The following is a 24519-nucleotide window of genomic DNA, read 5'->3' as shown; positions in this document are numbered from 1 at the left end:
ATGAACTACATCTTGAATAGGAATCTTCTTTCCCTCGGGCTACATTCGCTTTTCATTTTTTTTCCAAAAAGTGAAGAACAAATGATAGAATCTCCATTACTTTCAATTACAATTTAATAGAAGTAAGGCGACCGATTTTAACTATTTTTCTTTATTCGGCGTTTGTGATCTAGTAAGTTTATATCTTATATTGCCAGCCAGTAAATAAAAGAGTGTTTATATGGAATTGCAAGTTAGTATGCATCATTAAATAAATTTGATTGTTATGACTATAAAACGAAGTTTGCCTGTTCCGTTGATCTTTTTGATGTGCTTGTTAATGCATTTCTTAATATTATTTTCTAATGTTCCCTTTGCTCAAGCTCATATAGCTCATCCCCAAGAACAGGAGTTAGTAACGACCATTTCACGATTTCTCGCCAGAAGCGCTAGTCTAAACAAATTAAGTTTTGAAGATTCTCACTATGCCTTTAATTTGAAGATTAACATTATAAAACGAAATAATAAATCATTAGTTAGCAACATTGAATTTTCCAATTCAGTTGGACAGCAAGTTTTTTCAACAGTTCAAGAACTAAAGAAATTTGATTACTACAGCTTAGTGAAGGAAACCACCAAATCGACAATTATCATCCCGATCTTGATCTTAAATAATCCTTCTGATAGTAAAAACCCAAGAGATATAATAACTGGTATGACTAAAAATTCACTTATCGATATGATATCATCTTTATTTTATCCTAATCTCCTACAAAAGAATATAACCCTATTCCCAGTTTTTATAATAAATCGATTGGATATTCATTAGATAATAAAATACATAACTTTTGGATGATAGCTTTTCTTAATAAGTTTCCCACAAGCAGCAATGAGGAACAAAGTTAGTAAGCGTGCAACTCTTTTGTTGATAAGCGGAGCACTTGAAAATCAATTTACGTTAACTCAAAACTTGCTAATTTCCTTTATTCTGAAGTATGAGTGGATTATCATTATTCCCTCAATATCTGATAATAACTTAAGCTTGAAAATATTTAGGTCAGATCTTTTAATAGCCTCTCAACTATCCCCAAGATTAATTATCATAAACTCATTCCATAATTCAAATCAAATTTCTGGTTTTTGATGATGAGTTTTTGATAATCTGACTAGGCATAAAAACCAAGGTTTTAGATATTTAATCCTGGCAGTTTAAACTGCCAGGATTAATTGATTATGATTTCGCTGCGTACTTCACTTCTTCATATGGTTGTACCAAAACCCAACCCTCACCAAAAAATTCTAATTGGAAAGATTCACCACTTCCTCTGCCGATAAATGAACCAAAAGTTAAGTTCGTTTTAATATTTGGGGATAAATTTTCAGACCATGCTACAGTTGCGTTTGGATCTGTATAAACTGGTTGGTTTGCGCTAACCCTTAGCAAGATTGGCTCTCCGTGAGTGGTAATTGCAATATATCCACTTCCAGATAATTTAACTTGAAATAAACCTCCACTCATCATGCCAGCAATACTTTTTAGCATTTTGATTTCATTCTTGATGGAATCCTCTAATGCAAGAACATCATTACCATTAACAAAAATCGATTCGTTTTGAAGTTTAATAATCTTTACTTTTTTACCTTCATCGGCAAGGTATAATTTTCCGCTTCCGGCAGCATGCATAAGCGAAGTCCCTTCTCCAGAGATCGCCTTTTTTAACAGTCCGCCTAATCCCTTACTCATTAAACCTTCTCTTTTAAAATCAATATTACCAATGTAGGCTACCATAGAGCCAGCCTTGGCCATTATCTTTTGATTTTTTAAATTCACTTCCAGCATTGCTGGTTTTTCCAATTCGAAAAAGTCATTTTCATTTGGATCTTCTGCCGATTCCTTAATAAGTTCATTCAGCGTATATTCTCTTTGCGCCATAGTAATTTAGTTTTTATTTTATTTATCTGATTAATTAAATTTCTAAAAAGCTTTAAATTTTGCCAAAAAAAAATATAAAAAAAGTACGAATACACTTATTCAAATTTTTTTCGCAAAATTATTTGGGATGACTTATTAAGGATGGATTAGTTTAATTTCTTTGGAAACCTGTACTGCAACTTTCGATGCGGTGACCACGAAATTTTCTTTCGCTAGCCAATCTCCTGATTTTCCATGAATATAACAAGCTAAAATTGCGGCCTCAGTTGACGAATATTTTTGAGCGACAAAGCCGGCAATAATTCCTGTCAAAACATCACCCATTCCACCTTGTGCCATGGCAGGGTTTCCTGTCGGATTAATATGAATCTTTCCCGTTGGGAGACAAACGAAAGTATATTGATTTTTGAGTACAATAACTATTTTGAGTTTCAGTGCTTGTATTTTAGCTGTTTGAACTCGATCCCACCAATTATCATGCTCACCAAACAAACGATCGAATTCTTTCATATGAGGCGTGAGTACTATATTTTCCGGTAGTTTATCAATCAGCTCTTGTCGTTCTGCTAAAATATTCAAGGCATCGGCATCGATTATCAAAGGCTTATCCGCAGATATTAAAGTTTCTAACAATCGTTCATTTTCTGCAGAAACACCCAATCCTGGCCCAATTGCAATAGCCTGGTATTTTGCAGGGTTCTCAATTCTCGTATATTCATCACGAGGAAGAGCCATCACCTCTGGCAAGCTCGTATTTAATGCAACAAATCCACTTTGCGGAATACAAGCCGTTGTTAAACCCGCACCAGCATGCATGCAAGCCATTGATGAAAGTAAAGCGGCGCCCATTGTATTCGCATTTCCCGCAATAATTAGCGCATGTCCATAGGTTCCTTTATGACTGAATGGTTTTCTAATCTTCAGAATATTGGCAATATCGATTTCTTCGGCAAGGAAAAAATCAGACTGTTGTTGCTGAATAAAATCTTCATCAAGACCAATATCTACAACCTCATACTTTTCAGTAGCCAACACTGATTCGGGAAAGAAGAAGTTAATTTTTGGTCGCTGAAAGCAGATGGTTTTGTAAGCTTTTATCCCATTATAATCTGCAGGTATTTTTCCATCAGTCGGGAAGCCTGTTGGCACATCAACAGCGTAAACTTTTCTATTTAGTTTATTGATGTATTTTACCAGTTCAGCGTATTCGCCATTTAAAGGTTTATTTAAACCAGAGCCTAAAATAGCATCGATAATTAAATCTGGTTTAATATTTTTTAGTTCTGATGATTGATTAATAACGATTTTCTTACATCTACATTCATCTAAACGCTGCAAGTTTATAGCAAAATCCTCACTCTGCTTGTCGCTAAAATTGATAATAAAAACCTTTATGTTTTGATATCCATTGTTCAGAAGGAGATGTGCAATGGCCAAACCATCTCCCCCATTATTTCCTTTCCCACAGAAAATAGCCAAGCTTTTGTTGGTATCAAATTCATCCCTCAAAAAGCTTTGAACAAATGCCCGTGCGGCTTTTTCCATTAAATCAATTGAAGCAATTGGCTTATTTGCGATGGTAAATTCATCCGCTTTGCGCATTTGAGCCGAAGTGAGCAATGTTTGCATATAGCCAATATAAGATTATACTCTCACAAAGCGAAAGGTTGCTTTTTGTTTGATTTTGAAAAGCAAAACCAGTAGTGCTTTTGTAACGATAGTCCTGCTAGCCGTTTTACGCTTTCGATTGAAAAAATCGAAAGCGTGCCCACTCCTATCAGGTTTATTTAACGCATTGTATTGCAAAACACTTCGTTCAGCACCTGCAATACGCAAAGAATATTGGGTCGCAATAACCTAATGCTACCGACCTTTAATATTGGAGCCACCAAAAAAGTTTAACTGAATTTACCCTAATAATAAACTTTCCTTTCAATTTAACTGCAAATAATAAATTTCCACCTATACCTTTTACATTTCTTTAGCGTTCTGTATTGAATTAAATTAAAATCTCTAATCAAATATGAATCAAAAACCATCAAATGCATTTGTGGCCGCGGCCTGGATGGCATTGGGCATCGGAATGATTGGCTTTATTGTAGGCCTGTGGCGTTCTGATATGCTCCTAAATGAAAAAGGATATTATTTTACCGTATTGATGTTTGGCCTTTTTGCCGTAATCTCATTACAAAAAGCTGTTCGCGATAAATTGGAAGGAATTCCCGTAACCGAAATCTATTATGGTATCAGTTGGTTTTCAACTTTATTAACCATTACCCTATTAGTTATTGGTTTGTGGAATGCCACTCTTTTACCCAGCGAGAAAGGTTTTTATGCCTTTGCCTTTCTCCTTTCGCTATTTGGCGCTATAACGGTGCAGAAAAATACGAGAGACAGCCAAATTTTTAACAAAAACCAGGATTTTAATTAATCCTTTCTACGAACCCGGTAGTCAAAAACTACCGGGTTTTTTATTACCTCTAAAACTATAAAGCATATAGTACTTTTTCGATTTCAATCGGATATCTTCTTAAATAACCTTTTCTATTCTTTGAACCATTTAGATTGAGTTGATGCTTAGTTTAAAAAGAATAAAATTGCTACATTAAACAACCAAACCAAAAGTAGATAATCATTCCGGGCAGATTAATTATTCTATTTAATTTTTGCATTAAATCTTTAAGATGGCACAAACAGATGGCTTGAAGAAGACGCTTACTCCTTTTATGCTTTGGGGTTTGGGCGTTGGTTATGTAATCTCAGGCATGTATTTCGGCTGGAATCTCGGCCTGGAAAAAGGTGGAACCTTAGGTATGGCCATCGCGACGGTTGTGATTATGGTAATGTATGTTACCTTTAGTTTTAGTTATGCCGAACTGGCTTGTGCCATACCAAAGGCGGGCGGCGTTTTCGATTATGCCAATAAAGCACTCGGTAAAAACTGGGGTTTTATTGCAGGCATTGCCCAAATGGTCGAATTTATTTTTGCACCGCCTGCAATTGCATTTGCCATTGGCGCTTACTTCAATGCCTTTTTTCCGCAAGTGCCCATATTAGCAAGTGCCATTGCCGTTTATTTTGTTTTTACCGCCTTGAATATTTACGGCGTAAAGGCAGCTGCATCTTTTGAAGTTATTATAACGGTATTGGCAGTTGGAGAATTGCTTTTATTTTCAGGAATTACTTTGCCTAAGTTTCATTCAGAAAATTTGGTTCGCAATAGCTTCCCTAACGGATGGAGTGGTGTTTTCGCCGCAATTCCATTTGCCATTTGGTTTTTCCTTGGGATTGAGGGCGTAGCCAACGTTGCTGAAGAAACGAAAAACCCTCAAAAAGACATCAGCAAAGGTTTCGGTTGGGCAATTTTCACATTGGTTGTACTCTGTTTTTTAGTCTTCATTTCTACCATCGGCATTGGCGGTTGGGAAGCGATTGTTTACAAGAATGGAAAATCAGGCGAAACATCAGATTCGCCTCTTCCTTTAGCACTTTCGATGATTACGGGCGATAACCACCTGATGTATCATTTACTAATTACCGTTGGATTATTTGGTTTGGTTGCCTCATTCCATGGTTTGGTTTTAGCCGCTGGTCGCTCTACTTACGAAATGGGGAAAGCGAAAAGCATTCCATCCATATTAGGTAAAATATCACCGAAATTTCAAACGCCTGCCAATGCTTTAATCGGCAATATGGTTATCGGAATAATCGCATTGTTATCAGGTCAAACCGCAGAAATCATCATTATTTCTGTATTTGGAGCATTAACTTTATACATCATTTCAATGATTTCCGTAATCGTTTTGCGCAAGCATGAGCCTGAAATGAGCAGACCTTTTAGAGTTCCCGTTTATCCGTTATTTCCAATTATAGCGTTAATAATTGCATGTGGTTCTTTCATCGCAATGCTAATTTATAATCTTAAATTAGGCTTAATATTTTCGGGCATTGTTTTAGGCATATTTCTTCTATACAAAATTTTTAAAAAGGCAGATTAATGAGTACGACTAAAGAAATTCTGGATTACGTTAAAAATCATCCCTCGGGAAAAGTTAAAGTTGCCGTTGCCGATATCGATGGTATTTTAAGGGGAAAATACATCGCTGCTGAAAAATTTGCTTCACTTTTGGAGGGAAGATTGGGTTTCTGCGATGTTACTTTCGGCTGGGATGCCGGCGATGTAGCTTACGAAAATGGAAAATATACAGGCTGGCATACGGGCTATCCCGATGCGCAGGTTAAAATCGATATTTCTACATTTCGTAAAATTCCATGGGAAAATGATGTTCCCTTTTTCTTAGGTGATTTTATTGATGATAAGGATGTGGCGAATGATGTTTGCCCTAGGCAGTTGCTTAAAAAACTAACTTCTGAATGCGAAGCTTTAGGCTTTTCCCCTTTCTTCGCCCAGGAATTTGAGTGGTTTAACTTTTCTGAGACACCAGAATCAGTTCAGGAGAAAGGCTTTAGCAATTTAAAACCGTTAACGCCAGGCATGTTCGGATATTCGATATTGAGAAGCACCTTGAAAAATGAGTTTATGACTGATTTATTCGATTTGTTAAATAAATTTAACATCCCGATTGAGGGCTTGCATACCGAAACCGGCCCGGGTGTATATGAGGCTGCAATTATGTACGCACCAATTTTAGAGGCGGCAGACAAGGCCATTTTATTTAAAACATCAGTTAAGGAAATTGCATACAAACATGGAATATTGGCCACGTTTATGGCAAAGTTTAACGAGAATTTACCAGGTTGCAGCGGACATGTTCATCAAAGTTTATGGGATAAAAACAATAAGACGAATCTTTTTTATGATGAAAAAGACGACAATAAAATGAGTGAGATAATGAAAAGTTACATCGCTGGTCAGCTGCATTGTTTGCCTTATATTTTGCCTGTGATTGCACCAACGATTAACAGTTACAAACGTTTGGTTGAGGGTGCATGGGCGCCAACAACAGTTACTTGGGCAATCGATAACCGCACAACGGCTTTACGGGCTTTACCGGGAAGCAAAAAAGCAACACGTTTAGAAACCCGAATTGTAGGTTCAGATACCAATCCTTACCTCGCAATTTCAGCTTGTTTGGCGGCAGGAATGTATGGTGTAAAAAATAAATTGAAATTAGAGCAACCTCCCACAAAAGGAAATGGTTATGCCGATTTATCAAATGGGGTTTTGTCCAGAAATTTATTCGAGGCCACGCAAAAAATGAAAAATTCTGATTTAGCAAAAGAGCTTTTGGGGGCTGATTTTGTAGAGCATTTCACCATGACGCGTGAATGGGAATGTAAACAATATGCCAAAGTAGTAACCGATTGGGAATTGAAAAGATACTTGGAGATAATATAGGAAATTCACCACCTAAGACGGCTTAGTTTATTTTACCTCACTCTATGAAAGATTGTGGTTATTGCTTTGATATTGCATCCCTCTCCTTGAAGAAAGGGAGAGTATTACAGCATCCAATGCAAAAAACGTTGATAGGGTGAGGTAAAAACAGGCTGAAATAAACCAGATAACTGTCGCTACAGCGAAACAGAACGGTTAAAATAAAACACCCCGCCCTGCGGGCACCCCTCTGAAAGAGGGGAATTAAAAAAACAAAAATAAACATCACATGATATTCGATAAAATTCATCAGTTTAATTTCCCGACAACCATTCGTTTTGGTGCAGGTGCAGTAAAAGAATTACCTGCTTATTTGCAAAAGAACAATTTAAAAGCACCATTAATTGTAACCGACCCGACCATTGCAACTTTAACATTTTTCAAAAATATTGTTGAAGATTTAAAGACGAAAAATATCTCGGTTGAGGTTTTCAGCGACATTCATAAAAATCCTGTAAAAAGCGACGTTTACAAAGGCGGTGATGCCTGGGATGCCACAAATCGTGACAGCATTATTGGTATTGGCGGCGGTGCGGCTTTGGATGTTGCCCGTGCCATTGTTCTTCGTGTAAACCACCGCGAAGATTTATTTAAGTATGATGACTTAATTGGTGGCGATATTTACGTTACCAATGATGTTCCGCATTTTATTACTATTCCAACTACATCAGGAACTGGAAGCGAGGTTGGTCGCAGTGCGATCATTGCCGATGATGAAACCCATCAAAAGAAGATATTATTTTCGCCAAAGCTAATGGCTCAAATCGTATTTGCCGACCCTGAATTAACAATGGATTTACCGCCGTTTATTACTGCAGCCACGGGAATGGATGCCTTAACACATAACATGGAGGCTTATTTAGCGAAGAATTTCCACCCGATGTGTGATGGAATTGCCTTGGAGGGAATTTCTTTAATTAAAGATTCAATTGTTCAGGCCACCAATAATCCCGATTTAGAAAGTCGTAGCAAGATGTTAATGGCATCAATGATGGGTGCCATCGCTTTTCAAAAAGGTTTGGGCGTAGTACACTCATTGGCGCACCCACTTTCATCACTTTTAGATACCCATCATGGTTTGGCCAATGCGGTGAATATTCCTTACGGTATGCAGTTTAATATCGCGGGTTTCGAGGACCGTTTCAGCAAAATTGCCCGAACTTTAGAATTGAAAGAAGAAACCGGAGATGCGGTTGTAAAATATCTGTTCGATTTAAATTCCAAAGTTAATATTCCGCATAAATTAAGTGATATTGGCGTTAAAAATGAAAACATAGAAACACTTGCCGATTTGGCCTTTGCGGATTTCGCACATCCAAATAATCCAAAACCGGTAAGCAGAAAAGATTTTAAGCAACTGTATTTAAGTGCGTTGTAAAAGCCCCACCCTGTTAAAGGCAGTGATAAGGAAAAGTTTCTGCAAACCCTCCCAAAGGGGAGGGAAATTAAGGACTGTGTTTTGAACCCATAGATTGAAATTAAATAATGTTTGAGCAAAATAACATGAACGCTTTAAACCCCTCCCATTTGGGGAGGTCGGGTGGGGCTTATATTATAGGGGTTACCGATTGCAGCAAATTCGACATTTACAGCAACTGGGTTTTATCCTACAATGAAAATGTTGAGGTTATCCGGCTCGGTTATAAAATGAATAATTTCGATGAAATTGAAAAATGCCATGGCATCGTTTTAACGGGTGGCGAAGATGTGCATCCGAGGTTCTACAACATGTCTGAATATTATCCTTACTGTTATGAAGATGATATTGATGAGCAACGTGATGAATTTGAATTTAAGGTTTTGGAATACACCGAAAAAAACGGAATTCCTGTTTTAGGAATTTGTCGCGGCATGCAGGTTGGCAATGTATTTTTTGGCGGAACTTTAATTCCTGATATTCCGACCTGGGGAAAATTCGACCATTCGAAAATGCCAGATAAAAGCGACCGCTACCATGAAATTATTGTCAATCCATCCTCTTGGTTAAATAGCATTGTAAATACGGATAAAGGTTTGGTTAACAGTAACCACCACCAAAGCACAGATAGAACAGGTAAAGGCTTGGTGGTTAGTGCCATTTCGCCAGATGGCGTTACCGAAGCAATGGAAAGACTTTATCCGACAGGGAAATCGTTTCTATTATTTGTTCAATGGCACCCTGAAAGATTAAAAGACCAACAAAGTCCGTTTAGCAAAAATTTACACGAGGCACTTCTTAATGCAATAATTTTAAATCGAAAATAATTAGTTACGCAACCACTGATTTTAATGGATTGATATTTTCCGTGAATTCCGTCTTTCCGTGGCAAAAAAAAATAAACAGTATGCAAATCATCAATCCGGCAACAGAAGAAATTATTTCCACTTTAGAAGAAGATAATCTGTTATCTCTTCAAATCAAATTCAATACCTTAAAGCAAGCTCAACCAGATTGGGCAAAGTTATCCTTGCAAGAAAGAATAGCAATTCTTAGTATTTTCAGCGACCTTTTAGAAAATGAAATTGAGGGTTTAGCTGCAATTTTAACAAGCGAAGTTGGCAAACCGCTACAACAATCTCGCAACGAAATTAACGGTGCAAGGGCGAGAATAAAGTGGATACTCGGTAATGCAGAAAAGTATCTGGCAGATGAGACAATGGTGGAAGAACCAGGCTTAAAAGAAATCATCAAATATGAACCACTAGGCGTAATTTGCAACATTTCAGCATGGAATTATCCTTATTTGGTTGGTGTAAATGTATTTATTCCGGCTTTGTTGAGTGGTAATGCAGTGATGTATAAACCATCAGAATATGCAACTTTAACAGGCATCAGAATTGAAAAATTACTAAAAAAAGCAGGTATTCCTGAAGAAATTTTTCAGGTCGCAATTGGTGCAGGAGAAACAGGCTCGGCATTGTTGGATATGAATTTCGACGGCTACTTTTTCACGGGCTCGTACAAAACCGGAAAATATATTTATGAAAAAGTGGCGGCGAAAATGGTTCCTTGTCAGCTGGAATTGGGTGGAAAAGACCCCTTGTACATTGCTGAAGATGTAGCAGATGTCGCAAATGCAGCAATTGGAACAGCCGATGGCGCTTTCTACAACAACGGACAAAGCTGTTGTTCGGTTGAGCGCATCTACGTTCACGAGAAAAATTATGAAGATTATTTAACGGCTTTTGTTAATGAAGTACAAAGCTGGAAAAGTGGCCTACCAACTGTCGATGGTGTTTATTTGGGCTCATTAACCAGAAAAGACCAGATTGCGGTTTTAGAAAATCAGGTTAAAGATGCTTTGGATAAAGGAGCAAATTTAATCACTGGCGGTAAAGCTATTGAGGGGAAAGGTTACTTTTTCGAACCTACTGTTTTAACTGATGTTACCAACGATATGTTAGTGATGCGGGAAGAAAGTTTCGGTCCCATTATCGGTATAATGAAAGTTAAAGATGACAAAGAAGCTTTAAAAATGATGCAAGACACAAATTATGGTTTAACAGCATCGGTTTACACCGCCGACCAATCTCGGGCAGAAAAAATCCTAAGTCAGCTGGATTCTGGTTCCGGTTACTGGAATTGCTGTGATAGAGTGAGTGCCGCCTTACCATGGAGTGGCAGAAAATTCTCGGGCATTGGCGCAACACTTTCTCATCAGGGATTGAGGGCATTTACCAAACCAAAAGGTTATCATTTAAGAGGATAGTTAAAGTATTCAGCTGTTTGAACTTCTACGTGTCAGTCTGAGCTTGTCGAAGATCTATATTGCGTTTCGACAGGCTCAACGTGACAATAGAATAAGTAATAACCCAAATTTAAACCACATCTAAATCTTTTTTAATAAATTGCGAATTAATACTTATTCGGTTAATCCGCAATTTATTATTCAATGAAAAAACTATTCCTGATTATTTCCTGCTGCTTTTTTGCTGCCAACTCATACGCTCAAACCTTAGTTAACGAAACTGAAATCGGCGATGCCGAAACCGCTATTTCAACGGCCTCAATCGCCATCATTCCCGTACCGGTTTCGTTAATGAAGAAAGCAGGAACGTTTACTTTGCCAGAAAATATTAGTATTCAGGCATCAAAAAGTGAAGATTTGAAACAATCTGTTGCTTTCCTTTCTGAAAGGATTGAGCGAGCGACCGGCAGGTTTGTAAGTTCAGTTACATCAGCAAATCATCCAACAATAAAATTGATCTTAAATACTCAAAATGATGTACTATTAGGTTTGGAGGGATATAAGTTAAATGTAAATCCCACTCAAATTGTAATTACTGCGAACAAACCTGCAGGTATTTTTTGGGGCGTTCAATCACTAATTCAACTTTTCCCTGTTGAAATTGAGAGTAAGGAAGTTGTCGCCAATGTAAAATGGAAATTACCATGCGTTGATGTAGTTGATTATCCGAAATTAGGCTGGAGAGGGCTAATGTTCGATGTCGCCCGCCACTTTTTCACCAAAGATGAAGTGAAGCAGTTTATCGATAATATGGTTCGTTATAAATTCAATCTTTTACACTTCCATTTAACTGATGATGAAGGCTGGAGAATCGAAATTAAGGGCTTACCAAAACTAACTGAAGTTGGTGCATGGAGTGTTCAAAAAACGGGAACTTTCGGCGATTTCACTCCTCCAACAGCTGATGAGCCTCGAACTTATGGCGGATTTTATACCCAAGAGGATATTAAGGAACTCGTTCAATATGCGCAAGAACGTTTTGTAAATATCATGCCCGAAATTGATGTTCCTGGCCACAGTTTAGCCGCAATTGCTTCTTATCCTGATTTATCTTGCACACCCGATGCGGCAAATTATAAAGTACGCTCAGGTGAGAAAATTATGGACTGGAGTCGTGGTGCACCACCAACAGCTTTGGTTGATAATACACTCTGCCCTGCAAATGAAAAGGTTTATGTTTTTCTAGATTCGGTAATTACCCAAGTAGCCAAGCTATTCCCATTCGAATATATCCACATGGGTGGTGATGAAGCTCCTCATAATTTTTGGGAGAAAAATGATCAAGTTAAGGCGTTAATGTTACGTGAGGGATTAAAAACCATCCCACAAGTTCAGGCTTATTTCGAAAAACGATTGGAACAAATAGTCATCTCAAAAGGGAAAAAATTTATGGGCTGGGATGAAATTTTAGAGGGAGGTGTATCGCCAACGGCATCGGTGATGAGCTGGAGAGGTCTTAAATACGGGATTGAAGCTTCCAAAGAAAAGCACAATGTGGTAATGAGTCCAACTGATTTTGCGTACTTAGATTACATGCAGGCAGATGTAATTACCGAGCCTCGGGTTTACGCATCGTTGAGATTAAATAAGACCTATCAGTTTAATCCTATTCCAGCAGGTGCCGATCCTAAGTATATCATTGGTGCACAAGCAAATCTATGGACAGAACAAATTTTTACTTTTCGCCAGGTTCAGTACATGCTTTGGCCACGAGCTTTCGCCATTTCTGAATCTATTTGGAGCCCAATTGAGAAAAAGAACTGGACTAGTTTTATCGACCGTACAGAACAACACTTTAAACGTTTGGATTTAGCCGAAGTAAAATATTCACCAGCCATTTACGACCCGATTATCGCTGTAAAACGTTCGTCTGATAAGCAACTCATGATTGAATTAACACCCGAAATTGATGGTTTGGATATCTATTACAGTTTTGACAACTCTACGCCGGACCGTTTTTATCCAAAATATACCGCAGCTTTAATTCCACCAAAAGATGCAAGTATGTTACGGGTAATTACTTACAAAGGGAAGCAACCAGTTGGCCGATTAATTAGCATGCCAATAGCAGATTTGCAGAAAAGATCGAAGTAATGGGCAAAGAAATAGAACGTAAATTCCTTTTAAATCATACTGAATGGCTAAAGCTAGATAAACCTGCTGGAAAACATTTCAGACAAGGCTATATTTTAACCGACCCTAACAAAACCATTCGGGTAAGAATTACAGAAACACAAGCTTGGTTAACGATTAAAGGCATTTCCATTGGTGCATCAAGATCAGAGTTTGAATACGAAATCCCTTTAGAAGAGGCAACGGAATTACTCGATAATTTCTCTGAATCAAAACTAGCAAAAATCAGACATGAGATTACGCACCAAGGTAAGCTCTGGGAAGTTGATGTTTTTTTAGGCGAAAACGATGGATTAATCGTTGCCGAAATTGAACTAGAATCCGAAGATGAACAATTCGATTTACCACATTGGGTTGCTGAGGAAGTTACTCACGATAAGAAATATTACAATTCAAATCTAACCATGTATCCTTATAAAGATTGGAAAGTTTAGCTTTTATAACGTTAACAAAAAAATCATAAAAGATAAATTAAGAAAGCTAAATTCATTTACTATATTGGTTGCATCATAATCATCCCCGATTAATTTATAAAAAAGGAATTTGTTAAAACAAAAATTCTATTTCTGCATTATAATTAAAATCAACATAAAACAAAAAGGATGAAAACAACTAAATTATTTATGAGCATGGTAATTGCTGCGTCGCTATTTTTTGCGGGTTGCTCACCAAAAGATGCAGATATTCAATCTGCAATTCAGGCTAAAGAAGCTGCAGGTATTACCGTGGCAGTAACCAAAGGCGAAGTTACCTTAACAGGCGAAGTAGTGGATGATGCCGCTAAAGTTAAGGCAGAGGAAATTGCAAAAGCAGAAAAGGGCGCTAAATCAGTTGTAAATAATTTAACCGTGAAACCGGCAGACATGCCTGTAGTTATTGCCGAAGATCCCATTTTAACGAAAAATGTAGCTGATGCTACCAAAGATTTTCCAACGGTAAAGGCTGATGTTAAGGATGGCGTGGTTACGCTTACTGGCGAAATTAACAAAGCATCATTAATTACCTTAATGCAACATTTAAGTGCATTGAAACCTAAGAAAATTGATAACAAATTAACTGTTAAATAATTGAATCATGGCATTAGAAGAGAAATACAAGGCACTAACCGATGCAGCAACTGCAGCTGGTATAACTGATTTGGCCGTTAGAGAACAAGATGGCATTTTATACATTGATGGAACCGCAGCTGATGGCGCTACTAAAGATCATCTTTGGGAAGTTTATAATCAAATTGATCCCAATTTTACTTCAGGAGATTTAGTTTTGAACGTAAATGTATCCATCGATGCGGCAGTAACCCATGCAAAAGTAGTTACGCAAAGTAGTAATTTAAATATTCGTAAAGGGCCAGGAACTGACCAGCCAATCGTGGGCAAAGCTGCTCATGATGAAATTATTACTTTGGTAAATAGAAGTAACGATTTATGGTGGTTGGTTAGAACCAAAGATGGTGAAGAAGGTTATTGTTACGCACAATATCTAGAAGCACAAGCTTAGGCCTAGAAACAAAAAATCCGCAACGTGTAATATGTTGCGGATTTTTCTGTGTGTTATTTCCGTGTGTTATTTCTGTGTCAGTGGACCACCAGCAACTGGCTTTACAATTCCTTTCAATTCTACATCAAAAACCAATGGTGTGAATGGATTAAAAGGTCCTCCACCGTTTTCACCAAATGCCAACTTCGATGGCAGAATCATTTTTATCTTGCCACCAACGCCAATCATTTGGATACCCTGAACAACACCTTGAGGCAGTTGTCCCAAAGGTAAGTTACGCGGAACGTACTGTACGCTTTCCGAATAAACCCCAGCTTCCTTTGCAACTTTAGCATTCGAGGTATCGAAAACATTTATTTTACCATCTGATTTTTTGTTCGTAAACTGACCGGTATAATCCATCACAACGGTATCTGTTAACGTAGCTCTTTCAGCATTGCCTGGTCTTTCAATTATATAATTTAAGCCCGATGGCGTAGTTAAAACCTTAAGGTTATTTTCCTCGATATATTTTGCAATTTTCTTCGGCTCTACAATCTTATTTTTCTCATTCAACTCTTTATATTCTGCCTCGAAGAATAATCTTTTTTTAGCATCAAAAACAGAATCGGCATCTGTTCCTTTATGCAAAACCTTTTCAATCTTAATGGTAAAGGTTGCAAACCTCGATTTTAAGGTTTTAGGATTTGGCTGACCAGAATATTTTTCCATTGAATCTAAATTCAACTTAAAAACTGCACTATCTCCTTCGCCTAATAATTTTAAGCTTGAGGTTAAATCACCTTTAAACATTGCCTTTGTAATCGCAAAAAATGCAGGACGCTCATTATCGTAAGTATTTACCATTACCGAATCAGGATTGGTGGTGGTTTCTACGGTTTCAACACCATTTAACTTTACATAATCACCCTCTTGTATTTTTGGCTTGCCCTCACTTTTATATATTTTGTAAGTCATGCCGCCCTCCCCTTTTTCAAATTTGTTACAGGCAGACAAGCCCAAAGCTGCTGCTAATAGAATAATGATTCCTCTTTTCATTTAATTGTTATTATTTCAAGAAATGAAAGAATTTACTAAGCTCCTTTCATCTTCTGATGCTCGATTTATTTTATAGATCACTACAAAGATAGGTTATAATAAGTTTTATATAAATCTGAGAAATGTATTATTTGTACACATGAGAACGTTATTCGCAAAATTTTGATAAAAAAAATCCTGCTTAAATATTTAAGCAGGACTAGTATCTATATTTTGAAAATTATTATCTCATCACTGGAGCAGGCATTTGTGGAGCTGCTGCGCCTGGTTTTCCTTTAATAATATCAACAATTTCTAAATCGAAAGCGATTGGACTGTTTGGCATAATACCTGCTTGTGGAGCACCTTGTTCGCCATAACCTAATTTAGAAGGGATAACAACCTTAATTTTACCACCTTTACCAATCATCTTCAAAGCTTCGTCGAAACCTGGAACAGTTTGTCCAACAGCCATTTTTTGTGGGCCATAAGGTTTACCTGGTCTTGAGTTTCCTTCTGCTTTATCTAATTTTTCATCGCTAGTATCGAAGATTTTGTATTTACCTTTTGCATCTTTTTTAGTAATTCTACCTACGTAGTTAACCAATAAAGTATCGCCAATGGTAGCTCTATCTGCAGATCCTGGCTTTTCGATGATATAGTTTAAACCACTTGGAGAGGTTTTAACGTTTAATTTATTATCCTCGATAAAGCTTTTAATTTTTGCAGGTTCAGAAGCTTTTTGTTTGGCAGAAGTTGCTTTGAAGTCAGCTTGAAAAAATTCTGTAGCTCTTTTTTGGAAAGAAGAATCAGCTTCGTTAGCATTTTTCTTGAAAACCTTTTCAATTTTAACTGTAAAAGTGATGTATTTATCATTCTTAAACTGCTCTGGTTTAGGCTGTTTGCTATTCGTAGCCATTGTATCCAAGTTAACCTTGAAAGTTGCGCTATCGCCTTCTCCAAACAATGTTAAAACATCATTCATATCACCAGCATACATTTTCTTTTGTGCAGGAAATACTGCTGGCATTTCACTTTCGTATGTGCTAGATAACACAGAATCCTTATCGTTTTTTTGAACGAAATTCATCTTCACAATATCACCTTCCTTAATTTTCTCTTTTCCTTCTGAATGGTGAATAGTGTACAATAAGCCTCCGGCTCCCTTTTTCTCTTTGTTACAAGCCGCTAAACCTAAAGTTGCTGCTACTAGAATAATAATTCCCTTTTTCATTTAATTTATTTGACTTTTTAAGTTTTATTTATGTTTTTGCCTACTAGGCGAGTAATTGTTCTTTATATTCCTCTAAAATAGATTTAAATTCGGCTACCACATCTGCCAATGGTTTCTCTGCTGCACCACCTGCAGCATTTCTATGTCCGCCGCCGTTGAAATATTTCTTACAAATTTCATTCGCAGGAAAGTCGCCAGTTGATCTAACCGATAACTTAACCTTGTCAGAGCGTTCTACAATAAGTGCAGCTAATTTTATTCCATTGATGGAAAGTGCATAATTTACAACCCCTTCAGTATCTCCTGTTGCACTGTGGTATTGTGCCAACTCATCTTTTGTAACGGCTATAATTGCGGTATTGTAATCCCTTAAAACTTCTAGTTTGTTCGATAGGCAATAACCTAAAAAACGTAAACGGTTCTCACTTGCATTATCATAAACCAATTGGTGAATTTTAGAATGATCGGCACCTAAATCGATTAAGTTTGCAGCTATACGATAAACTTCTGAGTTTGCCGATGGAAAACGGAAAGATCCAGAATCCGTCATAATACCGGTGTATAAACAAGCGGCAACATCCTTATTAATGGTTTCGCCATCCTCTAACTGATTGACAATAAAATCATAAACCAATTGAGCCGCTGCACAAGCATTAATATCCCAATGGCGATAATCATCAAAATCTTCAGGCTCTAAGTGATGATCAATCATTACTTTTTTGGCTTTTGCAGCTCGAACCAATTCCCCTAATTCGTTAATGCGACTTAAGGTATTAAAATCCAAACAGAAGATTATTGCAGCTTCATCAACTAATTTAGCTGCCTCTTCTTGTGCTTCAGTAAAAATGATTACATCTGAGTTATTGGGCATCCAATGCAAAAAAGTTGGATAATCAGTTGGCGTAATTACCCTAACATGGTGGCCTTTTTGAATTAAATATCCATATAAACCTAAAGATGAACCCATCGCATCGCCATCAGGTTTATGATGCGTAGTGATCACAATTCGTTGTGGCGTAGCCAATAGGGATTTTAAGTCAGTTAGTGTCAACATAATTTTTGCGCTGCAAAGCTAAGTAAAAATAAATATTAATGTTGCGTATTTAACGTTATCCTTTTAATATTCATCAATTAAAACGTATTTTTGCAGAAAATTTGATAACAAACACAATGAGCACTAACAGAACTTTTACAATGATCAAGCCGGATGGAGTTGCAAACGGCCATATTGGATCGATCATAAACGACATTACCAATGCAGGCTTCAAAATCGTTGCATTAAAATATACCAAGCTAACTGAAGAAACTGCTGGTCAGTTTTATGCGGTACACGCTGAACGTCCTTTCTACAAGGATTTAGTTAACTTCATGTCTTCAGGACCAATCATTGCAGCTATTTTGGAAAAAGACAATGCAATTGAAGATTTCAGAAAATTAATCGGTGCTACTAACCCAGCTGAAGCTGCAGAAGGAACAATCCGTCAGAAATATGCAAAATCTATCGATGCAAATGCGGTACATGGTTCAGATTCTGATGAGAACGCAGAAATTGAAGGAAACTTCTTTTTCAAGGCAGATGAACGTTTCTAGTTCTAAGCAATAAGTTATTTCTTAAAACCTCGAATATTCGGGGTTTTATTGTTTTATAAGTTTTGTATCTTTCGAGCTTAAAAATATTCCATCCTATTAATCGTTAGCACTAATTACAATAGCACACAAATGAAAAGAATTTTCATAGCGGTATTTATTTCCGGTACCGCCTTAACATCTTACGCACAAACAAAGCCTGCAGCTAAAAAGCCAATTGCGAAAAAAACGACAGTAACCGCTATAAAAACAGCAGTTCCAGTAAGTTTAAAATCGAGCTTAGATTCTACCAGTTATGCATTTGGTACATCAATTGGTACGGGCTTGAAATCAACTGGCTTATCAACGCTTAACTACGAAGTTTTATTAAAGGGATTAAAGGATTCCTTTACTGGTGGAAAAGCGGTATTAACCCAACAACAAGCACAGCAATGCATCAACGAAGCAATAAGTAAGGCATCGTTCGTAAAGAATCAGGCAGAAACTGAGGCAAATAAAATTAAATATGCACCCATGATAAAAGAAGGACAAAGTTTTCTAGAAGAAAACAGAAAACGTGCTGGCGTTCAAACCACGCCTAGCGGATTACAATATGAGGTTTTAAATGCTGGAACAGGTGTTAAGCCTTTAGCTACAGATTCAGTTTTGGTTCATTATAAAGGAACATTATTAAATGGAAAACAATTCGATAGCTCTTACGATAGAGGTGAGCCAATTAGCTTTCCATTAAACAGGGTAATTGCTGGCTGGACAGAAGGCTTACAACTCATGCCTGCTGGCTCAAAATACAAGTTCTTCATTCCTTATAACTTAGCTTATGGCGAACGTGGTGCTGGTGCCGATATCCCACCATACAGCGCATTAATTTTTGAAGTAGAATTGTTAAAGGTTAACGGTAAATAAGGTTTTCCTAAAACTTTCTTCCGTATTCGATGTTAGCTTATTAGAAATTAGCATCAATATGAAAAAAGTATTTCCAATAGCATTAATTGCATTTTTATGCACTACCTTAAGCAGTTGTGAACTGATCGGAGGTATATTTAAAGCCGGCGTTTGGTCTGGCGTTATAGTAGTTGTAATAGTTGTTGCACTACTTATCTGGATTCTTTCCAAAATATTTGGAGGAGGAAGAAGTTAGATTGGAGTTTCGAGTCGTAAGTCTTGAACCCCAAATCCATAAAAAAGGTTGGTAAATTAAATTTTATCAGCCTTTTTTATATTATTGTAAAGATGAAAATATTTAACGTACAGCCGATTACTGTAAATGAATACATTTTCAATGAGGAACATGTAGCAGAAAGCCTTAATGGAAATAGTTATGAATCTGGATTTGGGTTTGAATGTATTATAGTCGATTCAGTAAAGACAATGATTGTCACCTTCGAAATACTTATTAGTGTTGGCGGAATCGAATGGACCGATACCATAATCCCTACAGATGATCCAAATAAGTGGAGCGTTCAAGTTAATGGCATGGAAACAGATGATGGCGAAATTTTAATGTCTTACAAAAGCTCCTGTCAGATTAACCTCGAAAATGAAGGTTTCGATGCTGATGTATTATCGTTAACAGATTTTTTAAGCAAGTATAACACTCACACACAAACATTTTTTAATTTATACGGCTTTAAGTCTGCGCAAATGGAAAGAGAATCGCTTAGTCGCCAGGCTTTGGAGGAAAATGCAATTATTGCAATTGAGAACTTGCGGGGAAATAATATGTATGAGTTTTAGATTTTAAAACGTGAGCTATACAAATGATGGTTATTGATAATATTTTTTAAGATTTGCTAGCGTTAACGATTGAAGCGGCATCCCCCGATTTTTCATCGGGGATACAGCGGACAGCGTGTTAAACCGAAGCTTTGCAGAGCTCATTGATGCCAAAAAAATAGAAACTTATCAATAAACGCCCAAATAATTAATTTGCAAAAGTTTATAGCCGAACTTAGGTTAAAAGGTAAAATCTCTACAAAAACACCATTTCGTTAATTACCTCACTCCCGGCGTGTTCGTTCAGTTTCTGTATAATACCTTGGCGAACCATAACCAATTCGTTCTTAATTACAGAAGATTCAATTCTGATAAAGAGCTTTTTATCCTTGATATAAATTTGGGTAGTTCTATTGGCAATAGCCGTACCCATAATTTCTGGCCATACCGCCAAAATGGAAGTTTCGTCGAACTTGCGGCGTAAACGATACACATCTAGCATTTTGCTAACGGCCTCTTTCATGGTTAAATCATTGGGCTTACGCATTTTTTATCTGTCCTTCTTCTACTTCGAATAAAGTTACCTCAACTTTTATTTTTTCAAAAATTGATTTTACCCTTTCTATTCCTGTATCTGTAATAAATATTTGCCCAAAATCATGGTGGGAAACCATCTGCATTAACTTTTGAACGCGGTTATCATCTAGTTTATCGAAAATATCATCTAACAAAAGCAAGGGTTTAAAACCTTTATTTTTTGCTAAATAAGCATATTGTGCAAGCTTTAGTGCAATTAAAAAAGATTTCTGCTGACCTTGAGAACCGAACTTCTTCAGTGGCATTTCACTGATCACAAACGCCAATTCATCTTTATGTATGCCAGTAGTGGTGCGCTCTAAAACGCGATCCTTTTCCACCGATTTTTTAAGCAGCTCATGAAAAGAAGTTTCATTCAATTGTGACTGATAATTCAGCTCAACAGTTTCCTTGTTTTCGGTAAGGTAGGTATAATATTGGTTAAACAGCGGTATAAACTCATCCATAAAAGCTTTACGAATGGCAAAGATCTTATTGCCAGCCATAATCAATTGTTCATCCAAAATCTCCAATAATGTTGGGTCGTATCTCTTGGTGATGGTAATCTGTTTTAGAAAAGCATTTCTATTCAAAAGTATCCGATTGTAGGTAATCAGTTGATCAAGATAATGCGAATCGGTTTGCGAAATTACGTTATCAATAAATTTCCTCCGTTCCTCACTCCCTTCCATAATCAGGTTAACATCATACGGCGAAACCATTACCACCGGGAAAAGGCCAATGTGATCGGCGAGCTTATCGTATTCCTTTTTGTTCCGTTTAAACTGCTTTTTCTGATTACGTTTTACGCCACAGCTGATCTTTTCATTTTTGTGGTTTCGATCGAAATCACCTTGAATCATAAAAACCTCTTCTCCCATTTTGATCTGTTGACCATCTATCGGATTGAAGTAGCTTTTACAGAGGCACAGGTAATGAATAGCATCGAGCATATTCGTTTTTCCAGAACCATTATTTCCGGTAAAAACATTTACTGTCTCCGAAAATGGGATATTGGCATCGGTATAATTCTTAAAATTTAGAAGGGTAATATTCTTTAACCACATAAATATGTCACAAATTTACCGTTTTTTACCCTCTAAATAACCAATGTTTAAAATAAAGGTTGATAAGGGATAAAAAAATTGTACATTCATAGCAAGGAAAATTACATGGTTGCACAAAAAATGTTAGAGGGTAATGTTCTTTGGTCTTACGATCATGAACTTACCGAAGATAAAAGCCCAAGCTGGATTAAGAAAATCGCAGGATTATTCTCTTTTTTAAAGCCAATCCACAATCATGAGGGCAATATCTTGTTGGCTTCAAACGGCTTATTCATCACAGGTGATGAAAAATTAGAACTCCCATTATCAAAGATAGAAGAAGTGTACATGGGATTCGATGAATTATTCCCTGCATCTTCAGCAAAAAACCTCGGCGCTTTTTGGCAACCCATCCGCATTCGCTCTGCGGTAGGCCGTTCAGAAAGCCAAACCATTTATCTTGTAATTAACCACACTGGCATTTTTAGTGATAACCAAACTTGGTTTAACACCTTAATAAGCCTACTCCGCTAAAATAAAGCACATATTCTTAATTCTGCAGCTAAATAACTATTGTTTAATCAAATACTTCAAAATAAAGATTGATACTTTGATTGAAAAATGTATTTTTGCAATCTTAAATTTTTTAAACAAACATGTCTACAACAGATAATCAGACAATTCAACCAATTAAAAAAGGTTCATTTTTACAGGAAAATAACAAGAGCTTATTATTCATAGCTGGCGCTGTAGTATTATTAATTGCAGTATATCTTTGGTACCAAGGCGTATATTTAAAAGGCCGTGCCGAAGAAGCCTCTAGTAAAATGTACAAAGCAGAGCAATATGTTGGAGTAGATTCTTTATCTAACAAAGCAATTAAAGGCGAAGGTGGTTATCCAGGCCTAGAGGAGATTGCAAAAGAATACGACAATACAAAATCGGCAAACTTAGCAAACCTTTATTTAGGTGGTATTTATTTACGTAAAGGCGATTACAAACAAGCTGTAGAATCTTTAAGCAAATATAGCGCTACGGGCAGCCCAGTTGCAGATCCATTGGCTTTAGGCTTATTAGGCGATGCTTATAGCGAACTTAAGGATTATAAACAAGCTGCTACTTATTACAAGAAAGCATCAGATAAGGCAAGCAAATTCACCTCGCCAATGTTCCTTAAGAAATTAGGTTTAGTTAACGAAAACCTTAACGACTTTAGCGGAGCAGTTGATGCTTACACAAAAATCAAAACTCAATATCCTGAAAGCACAGAAGCACAATTAATTGATGCTTATATTGCAAGAGCACAAGGAAAAGTTAAATAATTCTTTAACTACCATAATATTGAAAGATCATCGAAAGGTGGTCTTTTTTTTTGCAATTTCGTCAGGGCGAGCTTAAACTATTTATTAAAGGAATAAAATATTTAGAAAAGCAAAGACAGGAGATTTTTTTAATGATTGTCCTGCTCTACGCTGTAGCCCCGATGAATTATCGGGAGCTGCCGCTACGATCAGGTTTAGAATGATCGTCATTTACAACTACTTATTAAAAGCCGTCATGGTATGCGCAGGCCCAACTGTAACATAACTTTTTATCAGTTCAACGCTTTTGTCAATCAACGCTGGAAGCTCCAATTGCTCCTTTTTATCAAAAAGGCCTAGCACAAAATCAACCTGACGACCTTTAGGATAATCGCTCCCAATACCAAAACGCAAGCGGGCATAGTTTTGTCCGCCACAAACTTCCTCAATACTTTTTAAGCCATTATGGCCAGCGCTCGATCCCTGAAGTTTTAATCGGAGTTTACCTAATGGTAAAGCCAAATCATCAACAATTACCAATACGTTTTCTGGCGCTATCTTATGTTCTTTCATGTAATAGTTAACCGCCTTACCGCTCAAGTTCATAAAAGTTGTAGGCTTAATTACATGAAGTTTTCTGCCTTTAAAGCTCACTTCAGCATAGTAAGCCAATCGGATATTTTCGAAACTTCCATCTAGATTCTTAACCAACTCATCAGCAATATCAAACCCAATATTATGTCTGGTATGCGCATAATCTGGTCCGATATTCCCTAAGCCAACTATAAGATATTTCATGAGTGCAAATGTAGAAAAAAAGAGTAAAGCTGAAAGAAAGACTAAAGACCAAAGCAAAAAGACTAAAGCGGAAAGATTAAAGGTAAAAGACTAAAGCTGAAAGAAAAACCATCCTGAGGAAAAAACAATAAGTGTCATCCCTTAATCCGTGTAATCAACCCGAAGGAAAAAAGATCAATGCTGAAAGAAAAACCATCTTGAGGAAAAACTAATCTGTGTACTCCCTTAATCTGTGTAATCAACCCGAAGGAAAAAATCCTTTCATCCTTAAATCCTGTTCATCGAGTAGGAAGATAGGGATTAGTTCCCTATCTGTCCTCTCACACCACTGTACGTACCGTTCGGTATACAGCGGTTTGCTAGAATAACTTCGTTTGGTGTGTCGTTTTCCAATAGTAATAATTTGCGAATCCATCTAGTCCAAGGCCAATAAAGAACTTCTTGTCGAGGGTTGTAAGTAATGTCGGGCTGTTTGCAGTCCTACAGTACCCCTTACGGGTATTAGACAACTGATAAGCCCTTGACTTTACTACACCCATCTTCATTAAATTCCGCGCTCTACCCGTTATACTCTTCCAT

25 protein-coding genes are annotated in these 24519 nt (G+C 37.0%); 17 read left to right on the top strand and 8 right to left on the bottom strand.

Features of this window, described 5'->3' with window-relative positions; genetic code table 11:
- Nucleotides 1-265 precede the first annotated feature (265 nt).
- Nucleotides 266-808 carry a hypothetical protein gene (locus EZ449_RS16515; protein ID WP_131560872.1) on the top strand — a complete coding sequence of 181 codons (543 nt, stop codon included), beginning with the start codon at nt 266-268 and terminating at the stop codon, nt 806-808.
- A 402-nt stretch (nt 809-1210) separates the two neighbouring features.
- Here the strand turns inward: EZ449_RS16515 and EZ449_RS16510 are convergent, their stop codons facing one another.
- Entirely contained in the window at nt 1211-1912 is a 702-nt protein-coding gene (locus tag EZ449_RS16510; RefSeq protein WP_131560870.1) for an AIM24 family protein, read from the bottom strand.
- Nucleotides 1913-2047: 135 nt separating this feature from the next.
- Nucleotides 2048-3541 carry an NAD(P)H-hydrate dehydratase gene (locus EZ449_RS16505; RefSeq protein WP_225872348.1) on the bottom strand — a complete coding sequence of 498 codons (1494 nt, stop codon included), beginning with the start codon at nt 3539-3541 and terminating at the stop codon, nt 2048-2050.
- A 394-nt stretch (nt 3542-3935) separates the two neighbouring features.
- Between EZ449_RS16505 and yiaA the strand changes: the two genes are divergently transcribed.
- From yiaA to EZ449_RS16455, 10 genes are all read left to right on the top strand, one after another.
- The gene (gene yiaA / locus EZ449_RS16500) at nt 3936-4343 is read left to right on the top strand and encodes an inner membrane protein YiaA (protein ID WP_131560868.1); all 408 of its coding nucleotides are present in this window, start codon (nt 3936-3938) and stop codon (nt 4341-4343) included.
- A gap of 253 nt (nt 4344-4596) precedes the next feature.
- A complete protein-coding gene (gene eat, locus EZ449_RS16495) occupies nt 4597-5910 on the top strand; it encodes an ethanolamine permease (RefSeq protein WP_131560866.1) in 1314 nt (437 codons plus the stop codon).
- The gene (locus EZ449_RS16490) at nt 5910-7271 is read left to right on the top strand and encodes a glutamine synthetase family protein (RefSeq protein ID WP_131560864.1); all 1362 of its coding nucleotides are present in this window, start codon (nt 5910-5912) and stop codon (nt 7269-7271) included. The genes eat and EZ449_RS16490 overlap by 1 nt, the downstream gene beginning before the upstream one ends.
- 268 nt (nt 7272-7539) lie before the next feature.
- Nucleotides 7540-8688, top strand: coding sequence for an iron-containing alcohol dehydrogenase (locus EZ449_RS16485; protein WP_131560862.1), 1149 nt, complete (start codon nt 7540-7542; stop codon nt 8686-8688).
- Between the two features lie 125 nt (nt 8689-8813).
- Entirely contained in the window at nt 8814-9554 is a 741-nt protein-coding gene (locus EZ449_RS16480; RefSeq protein WP_131560860.1) for a gamma-glutamyl-gamma-aminobutyrate hydrolase family protein, read from the top strand.
- Between the two features lie 80 nt (nt 9555-9634).
- A complete protein-coding gene (locus EZ449_RS16475; protein WP_131560858.1) occupies nt 9635-10999 on the top strand; it encodes an aldehyde dehydrogenase family protein in 1365 nt (454 codons plus the stop codon).
- Nucleotides 11000-11182: 183 nt separating this feature from the next.
- A complete protein-coding gene (locus EZ449_RS16470) occupies nt 11183-13132 on the top strand; it encodes a beta-N-acetylhexosaminidase (protein WP_131560856.1) in 1950 nt (649 codons plus the stop codon).
- A complete protein-coding gene (locus EZ449_RS16465) occupies nt 13132-13605 on the top strand; it encodes a CYTH domain-containing protein (RefSeq protein WP_131560854.1) in 474 nt (157 codons plus the stop codon). Before EZ449_RS16470 ends, EZ449_RS16465 begins: the two co-directional genes overlap by 1 nt.
- A 168-nt stretch (nt 13606-13773) precedes the next feature.
- Nucleotides 13774-14238, top strand: coding sequence for a BON domain-containing protein (locus tag EZ449_RS16460; RefSeq protein ID WP_205943028.1), 465 nt, complete (start codon nt 13774-13776; stop codon nt 14236-14238).
- A 7-nt stretch (nt 14239-14245) separates the two neighbouring features.
- Nucleotides 14246-14668 carry an SH3 domain-containing protein gene (locus EZ449_RS16455; RefSeq protein ID WP_131560852.1) on the top strand — a complete coding sequence of 141 codons (423 nt, stop codon included), beginning with the start codon at nt 14246-14248 and terminating at the stop codon, nt 14666-14668.
- Between the two features lie 66 nt (nt 14669-14734).
- Here the strand turns inward: EZ449_RS16455 and EZ449_RS16450 are convergent, their stop codons facing one another.
- From EZ449_RS16450 to EZ449_RS16440, 3 genes are all read right to left on the bottom strand, one after another.
- Complete coding sequence (locus tag EZ449_RS16450; protein WP_131560850.1) at nt 14735-15706, bottom strand: FKBP-type peptidyl-prolyl cis-trans isomerase; 972 nt, start codon at nt 15704-15706, stop codon at nt 14735-14737.
- Nucleotides 15707-15929: 223 nt separating this feature from the next.
- On the bottom strand, nt 15930-16919 hold the full coding sequence (locus tag EZ449_RS16445) for an FKBP-type peptidyl-prolyl cis-trans isomerase (protein ID WP_131560848.1): 990 nt from the start codon (nt 16917-16919) through the stop codon (nt 15930-15932).
- A gap of 43 nt (nt 16920-16962) precedes the next feature.
- A complete protein-coding gene (locus EZ449_RS16440) occupies nt 16963-17973 on the bottom strand; it encodes a DHH family phosphoesterase (RefSeq protein WP_131560845.1) in 1011 nt (336 codons plus the stop codon).
- A gap of 116 nt (nt 17974-18089) precedes the next feature.
- Here EZ449_RS16440 and EZ449_RS16435 point away from each other — a divergent pair, with 116 nt between their 5' ends.
- The 4 genes from EZ449_RS16435 (at nt 18090) to EZ449_RS16425 (ending at nt 20240) form a co-directional block, all read left to right on the top strand.
- Nucleotides 18090-18509: a nucleoside-diphosphate kinase gene (locus EZ449_RS16435; protein WP_131560843.1), complete on the top strand. Its 420-nt coding sequence runs from the start codon at nt 18090-18092 to the stop codon at nt 18507-18509.
- A gap of 129 nt (nt 18510-18638) precedes the next feature.
- Nucleotides 18639-19409, top strand: coding sequence for an FKBP-type peptidyl-prolyl cis-trans isomerase (locus EZ449_RS16430; protein WP_131560840.1), 771 nt, complete (start codon nt 18639-18641; stop codon nt 19407-19409).
- A gap of 58 nt (nt 19410-19467) precedes the next feature.
- Nucleotides 19468-19644 (top strand): hypothetical protein, encoded by a 177-nt coding sequence (locus tag EZ449_RS22715; RefSeq protein ID WP_165499796.1) that lies wholly within the window; start codon nt 19468-19470, stop codon nt 19642-19644.
- A gap of 92 nt (nt 19645-19736) precedes the next feature.
- Nucleotides 19737-20240 carry a hypothetical protein gene (locus tag EZ449_RS16425; protein ID WP_131560838.1) on the top strand — a complete coding sequence of 168 codons (504 nt, stop codon included), beginning with the start codon at nt 19737-19739 and terminating at the stop codon, nt 20238-20240.
- 235 nt (nt 20241-20475) lie between these two features.
- Here the strand turns inward: EZ449_RS16425 and EZ449_RS16420 are convergent, their stop codons facing one another.
- Both EZ449_RS16420 and recF read right to left on the bottom strand, forming a co-directional pair.
- Nucleotides 20476-20766 carry a DUF721 domain-containing protein gene (locus EZ449_RS16420; protein WP_131560836.1) on the bottom strand — a complete coding sequence of 97 codons (291 nt, stop codon included), beginning with the start codon at nt 20764-20766 and terminating at the stop codon, nt 20476-20478.
- Entirely contained in the window at nt 20759-21862 is a 1104-nt protein-coding gene (gene recF / locus EZ449_RS16415; protein ID WP_131560833.1) for a DNA replication/repair protein RecF, read from the bottom strand. Before recF ends, EZ449_RS16420 begins: the two co-directional genes overlap by 8 nt.
- A gap of 78 nt (nt 21863-21940) precedes the next feature.
- On the opposite strand from recF, the gene EZ449_RS16410 reads away from it, so the two are divergent.
- The gene (locus EZ449_RS16410) at nt 21941-22375 is read left to right on the top strand and encodes a hypothetical protein (RefSeq protein ID WP_131560831.1); all 435 of its coding nucleotides are present in this window, start codon (nt 21941-21943) and stop codon (nt 22373-22375) included.
- A 122-nt stretch (nt 22376-22497) separates the two neighbouring features.
- The gene (locus EZ449_RS16405) at nt 22498-23163 is read left to right on the top strand and encodes a tetratricopeptide repeat protein (protein ID WP_131560829.1); all 666 of its coding nucleotides are present in this window, start codon (nt 22498-22500) and stop codon (nt 23161-23163) included.
- Nucleotides 23164-23379: 216 nt separating this feature from the next.
- Here EZ449_RS16405 and pth read toward each other — a convergent pair whose 3' ends face one another.
- Nucleotides 23380-23940, bottom strand: a complete 561-nt coding sequence (gene pth, locus EZ449_RS16400) for an aminoacyl-tRNA hydrolase (RefSeq protein ID WP_131560827.1) — start codon at nt 23938-23940, stop codon at nt 23380-23382.
- Nucleotides 23941-24519 lie beyond the last annotated feature (579 nt).

Origin of the sequence: Pedobacter frigidisoli (genome assembly GCF_004331675.1) — a bacterium.
GTDB lineage: Bacteria > Bacteroidota > Bacteroidia > Sphingobacteriales > Sphingobacteriaceae > Pedobacter > Pedobacter frigidisoli.
Note: the sequence above shows the minus strand (reverse complement) of the source record. Positions and strands in the feature narration are given on the sequence as shown.